The organism is Pseudomonas sp. R4-35-07 (genome assembly GCF_003852235.1).
Lineage (GTDB): Bacteria > Pseudomonadota > Gammaproteobacteria > Pseudomonadales > Pseudomonadaceae > Aquipseudomonas.
The window spans coordinates 1,290,371-1,307,023 of record NZ_CP027732.1; the positions used below are offsets into that span (position 1 = coordinate 1,290,371).

At 58.1% G+C, this 16,653-nt stretch carries 14 protein-coding genes; 6 read left to right on the forward strand and 8 right to left on the reverse strand.

Going from position 1 to position 16,653, the window contains the following annotated elements; all coding sequences use genetic code 11:
* The first annotated feature begins 160 nt into the window (after positions 1-160).
* On the forward strand, positions 161-763 hold the full coding sequence (locus C4J89_RS05745) for a peroxiredoxin (protein WP_124361514.1): 603 nt from the start codon (positions 161-163) through the stop codon (positions 761-763).
* Between the two features lie 64 nt (positions 764-827).
* On the opposite strand, the gene rnt is transcribed toward C4J89_RS05745, so the two are convergent.
* The gene (gene rnt / locus C4J89_RS05750; protein ID WP_124361515.1) at positions 828-1,502 is read right to left on the reverse strand and encodes a ribonuclease T; all 675 of its coding nucleotides are present in this window, start codon (positions 1,500-1,502) and stop codon (positions 828-830) included.
* Positions 1,499-2,545 (reverse strand): dihydroorotase, encoded by a 1,047-nt coding sequence (gene pyrC, locus C4J89_RS05755; protein WP_124361516.1) that lies wholly within the window; start codon positions 2,543-2,545, stop codon positions 1,499-1,501. Before pyrC ends, rnt begins: the two co-directional genes overlap by 4 nt.
* 156 nt (positions 2,546-2,701) lie before the next feature.
* On the opposite strand from pyrC, the gene C4J89_RS05760 reads away from it, so the two are divergent.
* From C4J89_RS05760 to C4J89_RS05775, 4 genes are all read left to right on the forward strand, one after another.
* Positions 2,702-3,610 (forward strand): OmpA family protein, encoded by a 909-nt coding sequence (locus C4J89_RS05760; protein WP_124361517.1) that lies wholly within the window; start codon positions 2,702-2,704, stop codon positions 3,608-3,610.
* A gap of 128 nt (positions 3,611-3,738) precedes the next feature.
* Positions 3,739-4,956 (forward strand): argininosuccinate synthase, encoded by a 1,218-nt coding sequence (locus tag C4J89_RS05765; protein WP_065886002.1) that lies wholly within the window; start codon positions 3,739-3,741, stop codon positions 4,954-4,956.
* Between the two features lie 118 nt (positions 4,957-5,074).
* Positions 5,075-6,406 (forward strand): IS4 family transposase, encoded by a 1,332-nt coding sequence (locus C4J89_RS05770; protein ID WP_124361991.1) that lies wholly within the window; start codon positions 5,075-5,077, stop codon positions 6,404-6,406.
* Positions 6,407-7,019: 613 nt separating this feature from the next.
* The gene (locus C4J89_RS05775; protein WP_124361518.1) at positions 7,020-7,652 is read left to right on the forward strand and encodes a response regulator transcription factor; all 633 of its coding nucleotides are present in this window, start codon (positions 7,020-7,022) and stop codon (positions 7,650-7,652) included.
* Positions 7,653-7,739: 87 nt separating this feature from the next.
* On the opposite strand, the gene C4J89_RS05780 is transcribed toward C4J89_RS05775, so the two are convergent.
* The 4 genes from C4J89_RS05780 to metG all read right to left on the reverse strand — a co-directional run bounded on the left by C4J89_RS05780 (position 7,740) and on the right by metG (position 11,849).
* The gene (locus C4J89_RS05780; RefSeq protein WP_124361519.1) at positions 7,740-7,922 is read right to left on the reverse strand and encodes a PA3496 family putative envelope integrity protein; all 183 of its coding nucleotides are present in this window, start codon (positions 7,920-7,922) and stop codon (positions 7,740-7,742) included.
* A 105-nt stretch (positions 7,923-8,027) separates the two neighbouring features.
* Positions 8,028-8,666, reverse strand: coding sequence for an endonuclease III (gene nth / locus C4J89_RS05785; protein WP_124361520.1), 639 nt, complete (start codon positions 8,664-8,666; stop codon positions 8,028-8,030).
* Positions 8,667-8,735: 69 nt separating this feature from the next.
* Positions 8,736-9,710 (reverse strand): electron transport complex subunit RsxB, encoded by a 975-nt coding sequence (rsxB, locus tag C4J89_RS05790; protein ID WP_124413971.1) that lies wholly within the window; start codon positions 9,708-9,710, stop codon positions 8,736-8,738.
* Positions 9,711-9,797: 87 nt separating this feature from the next.
* Entirely contained in the window at positions 9,798-11,849 is a 2,052-nt protein-coding gene (gene metG, locus C4J89_RS05795) for a methionine--tRNA ligase (protein WP_124413972.1), read from the reverse strand.
* 172 nt (positions 11,850-12,021) lie between these two features.
* Here metG and apbC point away from each other — a divergent pair, with 172 nt between their 5' ends.
* Entirely contained in the window at positions 12,022-13,116 is a 1,095-nt protein-coding gene (gene apbC, locus C4J89_RS05800; RefSeq protein ID WP_124413973.1) for an iron-sulfur cluster carrier protein ApbC, read from the forward strand.
* A gap of 455 nt (positions 13,117-13,571) precedes the next feature.
* Here apbC and fdxA read toward each other — a convergent pair whose 3' ends face one another.
* Positions 13,572-13,895: a ferredoxin FdxA gene (gene fdxA, locus C4J89_RS05805; protein ID WP_124361524.1), complete on the reverse strand. Its 324-nt coding sequence runs from the start codon at positions 13,893-13,895 to the stop codon at positions 13,572-13,574.
* 142 nt (positions 13,896-14,037) lie between these two features.
* Positions 14,038-16,629: a DNA mismatch repair protein MutS gene (mutS, locus tag C4J89_RS05810; RefSeq protein ID WP_124403249.1), complete on the reverse strand. Its 2,592-nt coding sequence runs from the start codon at positions 16,627-16,629 to the stop codon at positions 14,038-14,040.
* Between the last annotated feature and the right edge of the window lie 24 nt (positions 16,630-16,653).

Genomic DNA, 16,653 nt, shown 5'->3' on the forward strand with positions numbered 1-16,653 from the left:
ATCGCACGCACATTGCCCGCGCGCTGACGAACGGTTTTTTCGGTGTATGATGGTCAGTCTTTACGAAGCGTGACCGCGTCACAGGTTTGTCGCTGACACAAGGCAGACTCGACGCTGGTCCTGTTACTTCAATCGTCACCCCTTCATCAGGAGATATCCAATGAGCGTACTCGTCGGCAAACAAGCCCCGGATTTCGACGTACCCGCCGTTCTCGGCAATGGCGAAATCGTAGACAGCTTCAAACTGTCTGAAGCCATCAAAGGCAAATACGGCCTGGTGTTCTTCTACCCGCTGGACTTCACCTTCGTCTGCCCATCCGAGCTGATCGCTCTGGATCACCGCATGGACGATTTCAAGGCGCGCAATGTTGAAGTGGTCGCCGTTTCCATCGACTCCCACTTCACTCACAATGCCTGGCGCAACACCGCCATCAATGATGGCGGCATCGGCAAAGTCCAATACACCATGGCAGCCGATATGAAGCATGATATCGCCAAGGCCTACGACGTTGAGTCCGAAGGCGGCGTGGCATTCCGTGGCGCGTTCCTGATCGACGACAAGGGCGTTGTGCGCTCGCAGATCATCAACGACCTGCCGCTGGGCCGTAACATGGAAGAGCTGATCCGTCTGGTCGACGCTCTGCAATTCCACGAAGAGCACGGCGAAGTCTGCCCTGCCAACTGGAAAAAAGGCGACAAAGGCATGACCGCTTCCACCGAAGGTGTTGCGGCTTACCTGACCGAGAACGCTGGCAAGCTGTAAGCCAGATTCAAGGTAAAAAAAACCGGCCTGGAAAGGCCGGTTTTTTTATGCGCGGGATTCAACCTCAGTCGTTGAAGTCTTCCCAACCGCCCATCTGTTTCCAGCGATTGACGATGCCACAGAACAGCTCGGCGGTCTTCTCGGTGTCATAGCGAGCCGAGTGCGCCTCGCGACCGTCGAAATCGATACCGGCTGCCTGGCAGGCTTTTGCCAGTACGGTCTGACCATAGGCCAGGCCGGCAAGCGTAGCGGTGTCGAAGCTGGAGAATGGATGGAACGGGTTACGTTTCATGTCCAGGCGCGCTACGGCGGCATTCAGGAAGCCCAGGTCGAAACTGCTGTTGTGCCCGACCAGGATCGCGCGTTTGCAGCCATTGGCCTTCAGCGCCTTGCGTACGCCACGGAAGATGTCGGTCAGCGCCGCTTCTTCACTCACTGCCATGCGCAAGGGGTGATCGAGCTTGATCCCGGTGAACTCCAAGGCTGCCGCTTCGATGTTGGCCCCTACAAACGGCTCGACGCGGAAGAAGTGGGTGTGTTCCGGGTACACGAAGCCTTGCTCGTCCATGCCGATGGTGGTCGCGGCAATTTCCAGCAAGGCATCGGTGGCGCAATTGAAGCCGCCGGTTTCTACGTCGATAACGACAGGCAGGTAGCCGCGAAAACGTTCGGCCATCGGGTGGCGCGAACCGCCTCCACCGGCGTGTTCCTGGTCGTCATCGTAATGGTCTTCACTCACTTGCTTTCCTCCAGCAGGCGCCAGCGCAGTGTTTCACCGGCGCGCAGCGGGATAACGGTCAACTCGCCAAAGGGCAGGCTGGCAGGGGCGGTCCAGTCTTCACGAACCAGGGTGATGCGGTCGGTATTCGCCGGCAGGCCATAGAAGCGCGGGCCATTGAGGCTGGCGAAGCCTTCGAGCTTGTCCAGGGCGTTGCGTTGTTCGAACGCTTCCGCGTACAGCTCGATGGCAGCAAACGCGGTGTAGCACCCCGCGCAACCGCAGGCGGCTTCCTTGGCGTGCTGCGCGTGGGGCGCGGAGTCGGTACCAAGGAAGAACTTCGGGCTGCCGCTGGTGGCGGCATCCAGCAAAGCCACCTGATGGGTGTTGCGCTTGAGGATCGGCAAGCAGTAGAAATGCGGCCGAATCCCGCCCACCAGCATGTGGTTGCGGTTGTACAACAGGTGATGTGCGGTGATGGTCGCGCCGACGTTGGCCGAAGCCTCGGTGACGAACTGCACGGCCTCTGCGGTGGTGATGTGTTCGAACACCACCTTGAGCGTCGGGAACAGCTCGACCACGCGGCGCATGTGCTCGTCGATGAAGATCTTCTCGCGATCGAACACGTCGACATCGCCACGGGTGACTTCACCGTGGATCAACAGCGGCATGCCAACCTCAGCCATGGCTTCGATGGCCGGCAGGATCTTGTCGATGCTGGTGACGCCGGAATCGGAGTTGGTGGTCGCGCCCGCCGGGTACAACTTGGCGGCGTAAACGTAACCGCTGGCCTTGGCCTCACGAATTTCTTCAGGCTGGGTGCGGTCGGTAAGGTAAAGCACCATCAGCGGTTCGAAGCGGCTGCCGGCCGGGCGCACAGCGAGGATTCGCTGGCGATAGGCATCGGCTTCGGCCGCGTTACGCACCGGGGGTACCAGGTTAGGCATGATGATGGCACGGCCAAACGTGCGCGCTACATCGGCCACGGTTTGGGGCAACGCAGCACCATCGCGAAGATGAATATGCCAGTCGTCGGGACGCAGCAGGGTCAGGCGGTCGGACATTGGGGATTCCAGGCGGGTCAATCTGGAGGGAATGCTACCGGAAAAGACTCGTGCAGGCACTCGCTATCAAGTTTTGCAGGATGCGACCGATAGCTCTGGGTATGCCTTAACGATGTATGACGCTTTGAAGTGTTGTAGAAACCAGTGGAGCCTCCCGTGCGCCAGCATTATCTAGCCCTGCTCAGTGTGTTCGCCAGCCTGCCCGCGATGGCCCTCACGTTCCAGACACGTCTGGAAAATATTGAGTGGAAGGTGGAGGGCGATCAGTTCGAGTGCCGACTGACCCAGCCGATCACCGATTTCGGCTCGGGTGAGTTCGTGCGCCGGGCGGGTGAGCAGGCGACATTTCGTCTGAAAGCCTATAACGGTTCGCTTGGTGCCGGCTCTGCCACGTTACTGGCCGCCGCCGCGCCCTGGCAACCGGGCCGCGGCGATATCAACCTCGGTGCGGTACGCGTCGGCAGTGGTGATGTGCTGTTTAACAGCTCCCAGGCCCAGGCCGGGCGGTTGTTCACCGGCTTGCTCGAAGGACGCAGCCCGACCGTGCGACATTACGGTCGCGAGGGTGGTTACTCGGAGATTCGCCTGCTGCCGGTGAAATTCAACAAGGCCTACACCGACTATCAGCTGTGTACTACCAAGCTGTTGCCGATGAATTACGATCAGGTCAAGCAGACGGAAGTCGGCTTCCCCGGTGGTGGCATCGAGCTGGATGCTGCGGCCAAGAAGAAGCTGTCGGTGATTGTCGCGTTCATGAAAGCCGACCCCACCGTCAACCATATCGAGTTGAACGGCCATTCGGATAACAGCGGCAACCGCTTGACCAACCGCGATGTCTCGCGACGCCGCGCCTTGGCGGTGATGGACTACTTCAAGGCCAATGGCATCCAGGAGTCGCAGATCACCCTGCGCTTCCACGGCGAAAGCTACCCCTTGGCGCCCAACACCAATGCCGCGAACCGCGCCCGCAACCGTCGGGTCAACGTGCAGCTCGAGCGCGTGGCAGCGCCCGAGAAACCGGCGCCCCAGGCAACCGCACCCAGTAACCCCGCAGCGACCTCATAACGTGCGACCATCGGTCGCGCGTTCGACATAATCTGTCGCTTTATCTTCATTTGCTGTCGCGCCCCTGTAATTTCACGGTTTTGATCGGTAGAATCGTCGCCTTTCCGTAAAACCCGTGGAGTGATGGCATGGCCGACGTAAACAAGGTCGTTCTCGCGTATTCCGGCGGCCTGGACACTTCGGTGATCCTCAAGTGGCTGCAGGATACTTATAACTGTGAAGTGGTGACCTTCACCGCTGACCTGGGTCAGGGCGAAGAGGTCGAACCTGCACGTGCCAAGGCGCAAGCCATGGGCGTGAAAGAGATCTATATTGACGACCTGCGCGAAGAGTTCGTCCGCGATTTCGTCTACCCGATGTTTCGCGCCAATACTGTCTACGAAGGCGAGTACCTGCTCGGTACCTCCATCGCCCGTCCGCTGATCGCCAAGCGCCTGATCGAAATCGCCAACGAAACCGGCGCTGATGCCATTTCCCACGGCGCCACCGGCAAGGGCAACGACCAGGTGCGTTTCGAACTGGGTGCCTATGCCCTCAAGCCTGGCGTGAAAGTGATCGCACCTTGGCGTGAATGGGACCTGCTGTCCCGTGAAAAGCTGATGGATTACGCTGAAAAGCACGCGATCCCGATCGAGCGTCACGGCAAGAAGAAGTCCCCGTACTCGATGGATGCCAACCTGCTGCACATCTCCTATGAAGGCGGCGTGCTGGAAGACACCTGGACCGAGCACGAAGAAGACATGTGGAAATGGACCGTCTCCCCGGAGAACGCTCCAGACAAGCCGCAGTATCTGGAACTGACCTACCGCAACGGCGATATCGTCGCGCTGGATGGCGTCGAGATGACCCCAGCCACCGTACTGGCAACCTTGAACCGTATCGGTGGTGAACACGGTATCGGCCGTCTCGACATCGTCGAGAACCGTTACGTGGGTATGAAGTCCCGCGGCTGCTATGAAACACCGGGTGGCACTATCATGCTGCGCGCTCACCGCGCCATCGAGTCCATTACCCTGGACCGTGAAGTGGCCCACCTCAAAGATGAGCTGATGCCCAAGTACGCCAGCCTGATCTACACCGGTTACTGGTGGAGCCCTGAGCGTCTGATGCTGCAGCAGATGATCGACGCCTCCCAGGCTCATGTGAACGGTGTCGTGCGTCTGAAGCTGTACAAGGGCAATGTGATCGTGACCGGTCGCAAGTCTGATGAATCACTGTTCGACGCTAACATCGCTACCTTCGAGGAAGATGGCGGTGCCTACAATCAGGCGGATGCAGCGGGCTTCATCAAGTTGAACGCCTTGCGCATGCGCATCGCGGCCAACAAAGGCCGCAAGTTGTTCTGAGTGTTTCGCTTGTCCTGAAAAGGCCCCTTATGCAAGTAATGCTGTTCACTTAAGCATTTGAGCTAAAGCGGGGCTTCCTAGAAAATCCGATGCCAGACCTCTGGCATCGGATTTTTTTATGTCTGTTCAACAGGACCTGCTCGACCTCGGCGACCTTTTCAACTTCTGCGACCTAAGCACTTTCACCCAGAACATCCCCATTGAATGGGTTGCGTCTGCGCTGGATCTATCCAGTCAGGCCACTATTCGTCGGCGTCGCTTGCCCGCCGATCAGGTGCTTTGGTTGGTGCTTGGCATGGCGTTGTTTCGTGATGAGCCTGTCCATGAGGTCGCTAGACGGTTGAACATTTGCGCTCAAGGCCTCGCCTCCGACCACTTGTTGGCCCGAAGCGGCGTCACTGAAGCCCGCAAGCGACTAGGGGCCGATCCCGTTGAGTGGTTATTCCGTAAAACCGGCACTCAATGGGGCTTGGAGCGCTACGACGAGGACGACTGGCACGGTTTGCAGGTCTTCGCGGTGGACGGTGCGCTCTTGCGCACGCCGGACACACCCGAGCTTCGAGATCATTTCGGGTCAGGAAATACGCCCAGTGATCGTCAGACTCCCTTCCCCATGATGCGCTTGGTAGCGCTGATGAACGTGCGTTCGCACTTAATCCTGGATGCACAATTAGGGCCTTACCGGCGCAGTGAAATGCGCTTGGCCGACGAGTTTTTGCAGCAAGTCCCCGACCACTCCGTGACGCTATTCGATAAAGGATTTTGGGGCGCAGAAATGCTGTTGAGCCTGAGTAACACCGGAACCCACCGTCATTGGTTGATTCCCGCCAAAAAAGGCATGGTCTGTGAAGAAGTGATCCGTTACGGCGAGCACGACCGCTTGGTGCGCATGAAGGTCTCACCGCAAGCCAGAAAGAGAAATCCGGCTCTTGGCACCCACTGGGAAGCCCGCGAAGTCAGCTATGAAATCCAAGGCAGATTAAAAACTGTCATGACGTCGTTACCAGCCAACACCTACAGCACCAAGGTCGTTGCCAAACTTTATCAGGAACGCTGGGAAATCGAATTGGGCTTTAGGGATATCAAAAGCTCTATGCAGCAGAATGCCGTGACCTTGCGCAGTAAAAAAATCGACTTGGTCTATCAGGAGGTCTGGGGGCTTTTACTCGCTTACAACGTGATTCGCCGGGAGGCCGGTCAAGCAGCGGTAGCGTTTGGTCGAGCTCCGTCGGACATACGCTTTAAGCCCGTTTGCCAGTATATCGCCGTGCAGTTGATCGTGATGGCGGCAGCCAATCCGGTATCAGCCACAGGCAGACGCTTGGCCGAACTAAGGAAGGGTATCGGCAGCTTGTTTCTGGATCACCGCCCCAGACCTGCAAGGCCGAGGACGGTGAAGATCTCAAAAACCCGATTTCCAGTGGATCGCAATGCTGCTCCGCTTAAGTGAACAGCATTACCTTATGCAAGGGGCTTTTTTTTTGTCCTGAATATACCCATACGGGCATTAATTGAGGTACGACGTTTACAAACGTTTAGTGTTTGTTTAAGGATTCTGCTTCAAATCCATGCAGATGTTTTTTTAATTTCAGCATTTTACTTCTCCAAGGAAAGGTTTTTTACATCTGAATAGGAACTATGTCTTACAGAATTTTCACTCATGTAGGAGCAATTGATATGTAATTTATGGAATTTTCTGTAGGAAAATGGAGTGTGTATAAATATGTTAAATGGAACTGAAGCTGGTGCGGTTTTTTTAGCCCTTCGTTTACGTTGCGGCGTCATACAAGGGGCATTTCCTGAAAGACGTGTGCGCCACGTTTACCGCGTACGCACGGGGATGAGGATATTTCACTCAAAATATGTACGAGCAGAGAAAGGTCTGAAAGGCTCCATAAAGCCGAATACCTCAAAGTTGGCGAATTTTTGTAGGTTAATTCCTATCTTGCTGTGGGTTGGGTCTCTGCCTACTGTTGCTCGGGGGGGGACGCTATGCCAACTAGCAGATGACTAGGCTATTGTGCTTTCTCTAAATAATTCGAACAGCGAAATTGGACTTTCTCATGAATAAAGTGCTGATCGTGGATGATCATCCCGTCATTCGGCTTGCTGTGCGCATGCTAATGGAGCGTCATGGTTATGAGGTCGTTGCCGAGACTGATAACGGTGTCGATGCGTTACAACTTGCGCGGGAACATATGCCGGACATTGTCATACTGGATATTGGAATACCCAAGCTCGATGGCCTTGAAGTTATTTGTCGGTTAGCTTCAACCAAGCAAGCCGTATCGTTCAAGGTACTGGTGCTGACGTCCCAGGCACCTGGTCATTTTTCCATGCGCTGCATGCAGGCCGGGGCTGCCGGCTACGTGTGCAAGCAGCAGGACTTGACCGAGTTGCTGAGCGCCATCAAGGCAGTGCTTTCCGGCTACAGCTATTTCCCGAACCAGGCGCTCAATTCGGTACGCTCCACGATGGGCAACACCAGTGAAGCTGACATGGTTGAACGTTTGTCGGGGCGGGAAATGATGGTGCTCCAGCAACTGGCCCGTGGCAAAACCAATAAGGAAATCGCCGATGGCATGTTCCTCAGCAACAAGACCGTCAGCACCTACAAGACGCGCCTGTTATTGAAGCTCAATGCCCGCTCCCTGGTCGACTTGATAGAACTGGCCCAACGCAATGGCTTGGTGTGAGCAGGGCGCTCCGCCGCTCTGACGTTCCTGTAACAACCGGCACAAAAAAGCCTCCGTCAGGGAGGCTTCCGACCGTCTGCCAGAGGGTCAAAGATCGAAGTCGTAATCGGCCAATTGTTTCTGCAAGCGTCGCTCTTCCAGAAGATTGTCGATAGTCCGGCGTTTGCTCAAATTGGTCTTGGCTACCTCTGCGACGGGCGCTGGCGCCTCATCGTCTTCCAGCTCCACCAGGTCGTCATCAACTTCGATTTGTTCTTTGCCAGTGCTCATAGGTTCACTCCAGGCTAAGACTGCCGTTGGCGCCCCTTATAGCGATAATCCACGAACGGTAAAAAAGATTTTTTCAATCGATGGATAGAGAAAACCCCGGAACCCTCAATCGTCGGATGTCTTGTGCTTGTATTCGCATAAATCTTCGATCCTGCAGCTGCCACATCGAGGCTTGCGCGCCTGGCAAACATAGCGCCCGTGAAGAATCAGCCAATGGTGTGAATCGAGCAGATAAGGCTTGGGCACGAATTTCATCAGTTGTTTTTCGACCTCGACCACATTCTTGCCGCGAGCGATGCCGGTTCGGTTGCTGACGCGAAAAATATGGGTGTCCACCGCCATGGTGAGTTGACGGAACGCGGTGTTGAGCACCACGTTAGCGGTCTTGCGCCCGACTCCGGGCAGCGCTTCCAGGGCTTCCCGGGTTTGCGGCACTTCGCTGGCGTGTAGCTCCATGAGCAGGCGGCACGTTTCGATCACGTTCTTGGCCTTGCTGTTGTACAAGCCGATGGTCTTGATGTACTCCGATAATCCCTCCACACCCAAGGCATAAATAGCCTCTGGCGTATTGGCCACCGGGAATAGCTTGGCCGTGGCCTTGTTGACGCCAACGTCGGTGGATTGGGCCGACAGGATCACCGCGATCAACAGCTCGAACGGCGAGGAGTACGCCAGCTCAGTCTTAGGTTCCGGATTGTCTTCGTGAAACCTGCGGAAAATTTCCAGGCGTTTTGCAGCGTTCATAGGGGCGGACGTTTCCTTGCAGGCGGTCGACGGGATTGTAGCAATACACAGTGCAGCATCAGCTGTGGGTCAGGTGTTGCCGGTGGCGTCGGCCTCGGCATCATGCAGCGTCTGCTCGGCGGCGTTCAGCGCGGCGCTCAGGCTGGCCAGTTGTTGTTCATCAGCCTGTTGATCCTGGGCCTTTTTCAACTCGGCCCGGCGCATCGCCAGTTGAATCTTGGCGCGTTTGAGCTCAGGGCCCTGGGTGGTCGGCAGCGTTGGCGGGCTGTTGCCTTCCAGCGCGGCAAGCGCCTGCTCCGAGGCTTCGAACTGCCTTTGCAGGACAATCAATTGCGACTGCTGCTCAAAGGTCGGCGGATGCCCAAACGCCTTCAGGGACTTGTGCAGTTGAGCACGGCTCATGGCGAGATTGATTTTGGCTTGCTTGATCGCGGCATCCTGAACGGCCTGGTGGGGATCAGCTTGTGCCGCTGCCACGGGGGCCGTGCGTTTGGCCCGCGCCAGGCGCTCGGCGAGCTTGCAGGCTTCCTCACGTTGCAGGCGCGCGTTGCGCTGTTCGAAACGCCGCCGAGCGCGGTCGCGTTTGAGGCCACGTTCGTGCCGTTCGTGATCGCTGCCCGCCAGGCCGCCTACGATAGGCAAGACGTCAGCGAGTGGGCGCAGCTCGATGCAGTCGACAGGGCAGGGCGCTACACACAGGTCGCAACCGGTGCACTCGTCGATAATTACCGTATGCATCAACTTGGCGGCGCCCACGATGGCGTCCACCGGGCAAGCCTGGATGCATTTGGTGCAACCGATGCATTCGGCCTCACGGATATAGGCGACCTGCGCCGGCGCGTCTCCACGGCTGTTATCCAGGGCCAGCACTGGCACACGCAGCAATTGCGCGAGCCCGGCGATGGTTTCCTGGCCTCCGGGTGGGCACTTGTTGATTGCCTCGCCGTTGGCGATGCCTTCGGCGTAAGGCTTGCAGCCCGGGTGCCCGCACTTGCCGCATTGAGTCTGCGGTAGCAGCGCGTCGATACGTTGAATGAGGTTCATGCTGTGATCATAGCGTTGACGCCAGGCCCACCGGTGCAGGCAGGCTGAAAAGCCCCGGCGCCGAAGCGCCAGGGCATCTTGCAGGGTTTACTTGATGCGTTGACCCGGCTTGGCGCCGCTGTCCGGGCTCAGCAGGTAGATTTCTTCGCCGCCAGGGCCAGCCGCCATCACCATGCCTTCAGATATGCCGAACTTCATTTTTCGTGGCTTCAGGTTGGCGACCATCATGGTCAGGCGACCATCGAGCTCGGACGGGTCCGGGTAAGCGCTCTTGATGCCGGAGAACACATTGCGTCGCTCGCCGCCCAAATCCAGGGTCAGGCGCAGCAGCTTGTCGGCACCTTCCACGGCTTCGGCCTTGACGATCAGTGCAACGCGCAGGTCCACGGCGGCAAAGGTGTCGAACTCGATTTCATCGGAAATAGGGTCCTTGGCCAGCTCGCCGTTACCTGCGGGCGCAGTCGAGCCTGTATCCGTCTGGCTGGCGACCAGGTCTTCTTTCGAAGCGTCGGTCATGGCCTGGACTTTCACCGGGTCGATGCGGGTCATCAGGGGCTTGAACGCGTTCAACTGATGGTTGCTGAGCAGCGTGGCGTGGTCATTCCAGGTCAGTGGCGCGACGTTGAGGAACGCTTCTGCGTCGGCGGCCAGCAGCGGCAGCACCGGCTTGAGCAAGATCACCAACTGACGGAACAGGTTGATGCCGGTGGCGCAGATCGCCTGAACCTCGGCCTCTTTGCCTTCCTGCTTGTTCAGCGACCAGGGTGCCTTGTCCGCAATCCAGGCATTGGCACGGTCAGCCAGGCCCATGATTTCGCGCATTGCACGGGCAAAGTCACGGGCTTCATAGGCGTCGGCGATGCTCGGCGCGGCGGCCAGGAACGCATCGGTCAGTTCCGGAGCGGCATTTTCAGCGACCAGTACCCCCGCATTTCCCTTGTGGATGAACCCAGCACAACGGCTGGCGATATTGACGACCTTGCCGACCAGATCCGAGTTGACCTTCTGGACGAAGTCTTCCAGGTTCAGGTCGAGGTCGTCGACGCCACGGCCCAGCTTGGATGCATAGTAGTAACGCAGATACTCCGGCGACAGGTGGTCCAGATAGGTGCGCGCCTTGATAAAGGTGCCACGGGACTTGGACATCTTCTGCCCGTTCACCGTCAGGTAGCCGTGCACGGCAATGCCGGTCGGCTTGCGGAAGCCCGAACCTTCGAGCATCGCCGGCCAGAACAGTGCGTGGAAGTTGACGATGTCCTTACCGATGAAGTGGTACAGCTCGGCGGTGGAGTCCTTGCCCCAGAACGCATCGAAGTCCAGCTCTGGCGTGCGGTCGCAGAGGTTCTTGAAGCTGGCCATGTAGCCGATCGGCGCATCCAGCCACACGTAGAAGTACTTGCCCGGCTCGCCCGGGATTTCAAAGCCGAAGTACGGCGCATCGCGGGAGATGTCCCACTGCTGCAAGCCGCTGTCGAGCCATTCGGCGAGCTTGTTGGCCACGGCGTCCTGCAGGGTGCCGCTGCGCGTCCAGGTTTGCAGCATCTGCTGGAAATCCGGAAGCTTGAAGAAGAAGTGCTGGGAATCCTTGAGCACCGGGGTGGCGCCGGAGATGGCCGACTTCGGATCCTTCAAGTCAGTCGGGGCATAAGTCGCGCCGCATTTTTCGCAGTTGTCGCCGTACTGGTCTGCAGTGCCGCATTTCGGGCAGGTGCCCTTGATGAAGCGGTCGGCCAGGAACATTTTCTTTTCCGGATCGAAGTACTGGGTGACCGACCGCTGGTCGATGTGCCCGGCTTCCTTCAATCGCAGGTAGATCTGGCTCGAAAGCTCACGATTTTCGTCGGAGTGGGTCGAATGGAAGTTGTCGAAATCCACCAGGAACTCGGCAAAGTCGGCGCTGTGTTCAGCCTGCACATTGGCGATCAGTTGTTCCGGGGTGATGCCTTCCTTTTCGGCGCGCAACATGATGGCCGAACCGTGGGCGTCGTCCGCGCAGACGTAAATGCATTGATTGCCGCGATGCTTCTGGAAGCGCACCCACATATCGGTCTGGATGTACTCAAGCATATGGCCAAGATGGATGGAACCATTGGCATAGGGCAGGGCGCTGGTGACGAGGATCTTGCGTGGCTCGGACATGGGGCTCGGCTACTTGATGAAACGGAGGTCGGCCACTATAAAGCGCCGGGAAATTTATTTCACCCCGTGGTGCTGTTTCAGAATTTTCCATCCCTGCGAAAGCATGCCGCTGGCGGCCTGGAACGGTTAGGATAGCCGCCTGTTTCAGTCAGTCTTTTTTCGGGAGTTGCCCATGAGCGCCGTCAATCGCGCAGCGGTGGAAGCCGTTCTTCGCCAGTACACCGACCCCTATTTGAACCAGGACCCGGTCAGTGCCGGCTGTGTACGGGCTATTGAGGTCCAGGGTGACCAGGTATCGGTCCAGTTGGAGCTGGGCTATGCCGCTGGCCTGTTCAAAAGCGGATGGGCGCAGATGTTGCAAATAGCCATCGAAGGCCTCGATGGCGTGCGCTCGGCCAAGGTCGATATCCAGTGCGTGATCGCGCCACACAAGGCCCAGACGCAGATCCCTGGCCTGGCCAATGTCAAGAATGTGATCGCCGTGGCGTCGGGCAAGGGCGGTGTGGGCAAATCCACCACCGCCGCCAACCTGGCTCTGGCCCTGGCCCGCGAAGGCGCCCGCGTGGGCATCCTCGACGCCGATATCTATGGTCCAAGCCAAGGTGTGATGTTCGGCATCGCCGAGGGCACACGGCCGAAGGTCAAGGACCAGAAATGGTTTGTGCCGATCGAGTCCCTGGGCGTGGAGGTCATGTCCATGGCTTTTCTGACCGATGACAACACGCCGATGGTCTGGCGCGGGCCGATGGTCTCCGGTGCGTTGCTGCAACTGGTCACCCAGACCGCCTGGGGCGATTTGGACTACCTGGTGATCGACATGCCGCCCGGTACCGGCGATATCCAGCTGACCCTGGCGCAGAAAGTCCCGGTGGCCGGCTCGGTGATCGTCACCACGCCTCAGGACCTGGCATTGCTGGACGCGAAGAAAGGCGTGGAAATGTTCCGCAAGGTCAACATTCCGGTGCTGGGTGTGGTGGAAAACATGGCCGTCCACATCTGCTCCAACTGCGGCCATGCCGAGCATCTGTTCGGTGAGGGTGGTGGCGAGAAGCTGGCGACTCAATATGGCGTCGAACTGCTGGCCTCGTTGCCGCTGTCGATGGCCATTCGTGAACAGGCCGACGGCGGCAAGCCCACTGTGGCTGCCGAGCCCGATGGTCAGATTGCCATGGTCTACCAGGAGTTGGCCCGCCATGTGGGCGCGCGGATAGTGCTGCAGGAAGCGGTTGCTCCAGCGATGCCAACGATCACGGTCAGCGACGACTGAACCTTGCGTAGGAACGTTACCCTGTCAGCTCGTTACGCTTTTTCCGCAGTAACCTGTGTAAGCATTCGCTTACTTTTTTGTAGGTATTCGGTTTTTTTACCGGGTGTGAGCGTCTCGAATCTGTGAGCGATGTTTCTAACTGATTGAAATAAAACAGTTATTAATCCGTAATTGAACGCCTACGCCCTGCAGTTGCCGAGTTGGATCCCCGTTGAACTTATTTTTGGATTCTCTAACATCAGCCCTGTGTCCACGGATTGGCACGACCATCAAGGAATGATGGTTTGAAGGAATGTCGCAGGATGCGATTCATCAGGACGATGAAAAGGAATACAGGGACTAGGGAAAAAATGTGGGCGGGTCATACCGCCCCTTTTTTCGCCTGTAGAAAAGTGAAACCGGCCACGTAGAAACGCAAAAAGGCCCGCAAGGGGCCTTTTGGGGCGGTGACGCTATCAGCGTTCGAGCTGTGCAATCTTACCTTTTTTGCCGTCCCACTCCGCTGCATCGGGCATCGGATCTTTGCGTTCAGTGATGTTCGGCCAAATCTCTGCCAGCTCGACGTTCAACTGAATAAATTCCTGCATCTCTGCCGGGACTTCGTCCTCGGAGAAAATCGCAACGGCCGGGCATTCTGGTTCACACAGGGCGCAGTCAATGCACTCGTCCGGGTGGATGACCAGGAAATTCGGGCCTTCGTAGAAGCAGTCCACCGGACACACTTCTACGCAGTCGGTGTACTTGCACTTGATGCAGTTGTCGGTGACGACGAAGGTCATTTCTAATTTTCTCCTCAGGCGGCGGCAGCGAAACCCTGTGTGGCAGGGCTCGCGAGGTTCGGGAGCGATAGTCTGCAGGCCAGGCTCATAGCCCGCAGCATCCCAAACCGCGCGAGAGTCTACCAGCTTGCAAGCGTCAGCGTTATATCCGAGTCTTCAGTGCATATAACATTTCGAGCGCTTTGCGTGGGGTCAAGTCATCCACGTCGAGCTTAGCCAACTCATCGAGTACCGGATGGGGCAGGCTGGCGAACATATCGCTCTGATGCGGCACGGCGGATTTCTTGCTGGCCTTGGCTGGGCTGGCGACGACCGTTTCATGGGGCAGGGCCGTGGTTTCGAGGCGGCTGAGGTGCTCGCGGGCGCGGGTGATCACATCATTGGGCACACCGGCCAATTGTGCGACCGCCAAGCCATAACTCTGGCTCGCCGGGCCCGGCAGCACATGGTGCAGGAACACGATGCGCTCGTTGTGCTCGGTGGCATTGAGGTGCACGTTGGCTACCAGCGGCTCGCTTTCCGGTAACACGGTCAGTTCGAAGTAGTGGGTAGCAAACAATGTATACGCGCGCAGGTGAGCCAGGCGTTCAGCCGCCGCCCATGCCAGCGACAGGCCGTCGAATGTGCTGGTGCCGCGCCCGACTTCGTCCATCAGCACCAGGCTACGCTCGGTGGCGTTATGCAGAATGTTGGCGGTCTCGCTCATTTCCACCATGAACGTCGAGCGCCCACCGGCCAGGTCATCACTGGAACCTATCCGGGTGAAAATCCGGTCCACCAGAGACAGCTCGCAACTGGCCGCCGGCACGAAGCTGCCAATGTGGGCCAACAGCACGATCAATGCGGTCTGGCGCATGTAGGTGGATTTACCACCCATGTTCGGACCTGTAATCACCAGCATGCGGGTATCGTCGTCCAGCGACAGGTCGTTGGCGACGAACGGCGTGGTCAGCACCTGCTCGACCACCGGATGGCGCCCTTGCACGATACGCATGCACGGTTCGCTGACAAACCGTGGGCAGTTCAAATCCAGGTTCAGCGCACGCTCCGCGAGGTTGCTCAGCACATCCAGCTCCGCCAAGGCGGCTGCGGTGTCTTGTAGCGGTGCCAGGCGGCTGATCAAGTCTTCAAGCAAGGCTTCATAGAGCATTTTTTCCCGCGCCAGGGCGCGGCTTTTGGCCGACAGCGCCTTGTCTTCGAAGGCTTTAAGCTCTGGAGTGATAAACCGCTCGGCGCCCTTGAGGGTCTGGCGACGTTGATAATCAATAGGCGCCGACTCGGCCTGCTTGCTCGGCAACTCGATAAAATAGCCGTGCACCCGGTTGTAACCGACCTTCAGGTTGGCCAGTCCGGTGCGGGCTTTTTCGCGCGCCTCCAGGTCAATCAGGAACTGCCCGGCGTTTTCGCTCAGCGATTGCAGCTCATCCAGTTCACTGTCGTAACCCGTCTTCAGAACACCGCCATCCCGGATGATCGCCGGCGGGTTGTCAATAATGGCCTTTTCCAGCAGGGCCGCGAGATCCGGATAAGTGCCAGCGGTGACGGCCAACTGTTGCAGGTGCGCAGTGTCCAGCTCGGTCATCGCCGCCTGCAATTGCGGCAGGGCACCGAGGGCATCGCGCAGGCGCGCCAAGTCACGTGGACGCGCGTTGCGTAGGCCGATTCGCGCCAGGATGCGCTCTATATCGCCAATTTCTTTGAGTTGCGGCTGCAGCTTTTCAAAGCGATAGCCGTCCAGCAGGCAGGTAATGGAAGACTGACGCGCTTGAAGCACGCTCAAATCCCGCAGCGGGCGGTTCAGCCAGCGGGTCAGCAAGCGGCTGCCCATGGCGGTCTGGCAGCGGTCGACCACCGATTGCAGCGTATTGTCACGCCCGCCCGACAAGTTGGTATCCAGTTCCAGGTTGCGACGGCTGGCGCCATCGAGTACCACGGTATCGTCCAGACGCTCATGCCGCAGGCTGCGCAAGTGCGGCAGGGCCGTGCGCTGGGTTTCCTTGGCATAGCTGAGCAGGCAGCCGGCGGCGCCGATGGCCAGAGTCAAGGTTTCGCAACCGAAGCCTTTGAGGTCCTGCACGGAGAATTGCTGACACAGGCTCTTAAGCGCCGAATCTCGCTCGAAATCCCACGGTGCGCGCCGCTTGGTCCCACGGCGCTTCTCCGCCGGCAGGTCCTTGGGCCAATCGTCCGGAATCAACAACTCCACCGGGTTGATACGTTCCAGCTCCGCCAGCAGGTTCTCCCAGCCCTTAATCTCCAGCACACTGAAATTGCCGCTGGTGATATCCAGTACCGACAGGCCGAACAAACGCTCATCACCCAGGACAGCCGCGATCAAGTTATCGCGCCGCTCATCCAGCAGCGCCTCATCACTCACCGTCCCCGGCGTAATAATGCGCACCACCTGGCGTTCCACCGGCCCCTTGCTGGTCGCCGGATCGCCGATCTGCTCACAGATCACCACCGACTCGCCCAGCTTCACCAGCTTGACCAAGTAACCTTCCAACGAATGGTAAGGAATCCCACACATCGGAATCGACTGTCCCGCCGATTGCCCGCGCGCGGTCAGGGTGATATCCAACAACTTGGCGGCCTTCTTCGCATCCTCATAGAAGATCTCGTAGAAGTCGCCCATGCGATAGAACATCAACTGATCAGGGTGCTGGTTCTTCAGGCGCCAGTACTGCTGCATCATGGGGGTATGGGAGGATAGATCGGAGGCGTTTTTACTCATTGGGTAATAGGCAAATTCGTTGAA

Bases quoted from the DNA above. Each gene is read 5' to 3' on its own strand.
- C4J89_RS05745 (WP_124361514.1), top strand. From the start codon at position 161: ATGAGCGTACTCGTCGGCAAACAAGCCCCGGATTTCGACGTACCCGCC.
- pyrC (WP_124361516.1), bottom strand. From the start codon at position 2,545: ATGTCCGACCGCCTGACCCTGCTGCGTCCCGACGACTGGCATATTCAT.
- C4J89_RS05765 (WP_065886002.1), top strand. From the start codon at position 3,739: ATGGCCGACGTAAACAAGGTCGTTCTCGCGTATTCCGGCGGCCTGGAC.
- C4J89_RS05770 (WP_124361991.1), top strand. From the start codon at position 5,075: ATGTCTGTTCAACAGGACCTGCTCGACCTCGGCGACCTTTTCAACTTC.
- C4J89_RS05775 (WP_124361518.1), top strand. From the start codon at position 7,020: ATGAATAAAGTGCTGATCGTGGATGATCATCCCGTCATTCGGCTTGCT.
- C4J89_RS05780 (WP_124361519.1), bottom strand. From the start codon at position 7,922: ATGAGCACTGGCAAAGAACAAATCGAAGTTGATGACGACCTGGTGGAG.
- nth (WP_124361520.1), bottom strand. From the start codon at position 8,666: ATGAACGCTGCAAAACGCCTGGAAATTTTCCGCAGGTTTCACGAAGAC.
- rsxB (WP_124413971.1), bottom strand. From the start codon at position 9,710: ATGAACCTCATTCAACGTATCGACGCGCTGCTACCGCAGACTCAATGC.
- metG (WP_124413972.1), bottom strand. From the start codon at position 11,849: ATGTCCGAGCCACGCAAGATCCTCGTCACCAGCGCCCTGCCCTATGCC.
- apbC (WP_124413973.1), top strand. From the start codon at position 12,022: ATGAGCGCCGTCAATCGCGCAGCGGTGGAAGCCGTTCTTCGCCAGTAC.
- fdxA (WP_124361524.1), bottom strand. From the start codon at position 13,895: ATGACCTTCGTCGTCACCGACAACTGCATCAAGTGCAAGTACACCGAC.
- mutS (WP_124403249.1), bottom strand. From the start codon at position 16,629: ATGAGTAAAAACGCCTCCGATCTATCCTCCCATACCCCCATGATGCAG.